Origin of the sequence: Vibrio sp. 1562 (assembly GCF_033340155.1) — a bacterium.
Taxonomy (GTDB): domain Bacteria; phylum Pseudomonadota; class Gammaproteobacteria; order Enterobacterales; family Vibrionaceae; genus Vibrio; species Vibrio alginolyticus.
In genome coordinates this window covers 1-741 of sequence record NZ_JAWOVY010000287.1, presented here as the reverse complement: position 1 = coordinate 741, position 741 = coordinate 1, and the positions used below count along the sequence as shown (strand labels likewise).

The following is a 741-nucleotide window of genomic DNA, read 5'->3' as shown; positions in this document are numbered from 1 at the left end:
AAGATCAGAATCGACTCAATACGCTGCGCAGCGCCGTAAGCTGCCACCGCTGCCGTGCCGTGGCTAGATAGCAGCATCATCAAAATCGCGCCCGACAACGGATTCATCGCATTGGATAGCGCTGCAGGGGTGCCAATTTTTAACGTCTGTTGCCAATCTTGTTTCAATGAGGCCCATTGAGGTTGTGCGAGCAGTTTTTCGCGTTTCACCAACACATAGAAAGAGCCGCACAAAGCGCCTAGCCAACTAAAGGCACTCGCTATAGCTGCGCCTTGAATGCCAAGTTCTGGGAAGGGGCCGTAACCGAAAATCAGTAGTGGATCGAGCATGCCGTTGATCAGACCGGCCAACATCATGATCTTAGCGGGTGTCTTAGTGTCGCCAGTGGCACGGATTGCACTGTTGCCCGCCATTGGGATCACCAACAGTGGAATGGTGAGGTACCACACCTGCATGTATTGTTCGATGAGTGGAATCAGATCGTCGGCCGCGCCAAGGAAACGAAACAGTGGCGCAATGGTAGCAAAGCCAATAGAAGAAGCGATAGCGACGAGCAACACCGCCAACAGCAAACCGTGAGTCGTAAATCGCGCCGCTTGTGGAGCATGACCTTGACCAAGCAAGCGGCCAATGTTGGTCGATAGCCCCATCCCGATCCCCATCGTGATGCAGTTAACCGCAAAGGTGACAGGAAACGTGTAGCTGATTGCCGCCAGGGCATGCGTCCCCAACAACGAGATA

General features: G+C 53.7%; 1 protein-coding gene. It reads right to left on the bottom strand.

What is annotated here, in order from left to right; genetic code table 11:
• Window positions 1-740, bottom strand: a 740-nt coding sequence (locus R7Z49_RS24700; RefSeq protein ID WP_318112334.1) for an MATE family efflux transporter, incomplete at its 3' end; no start/stop codon positions are given.
• Window position 741: the final 1 nt, after the last annotated feature.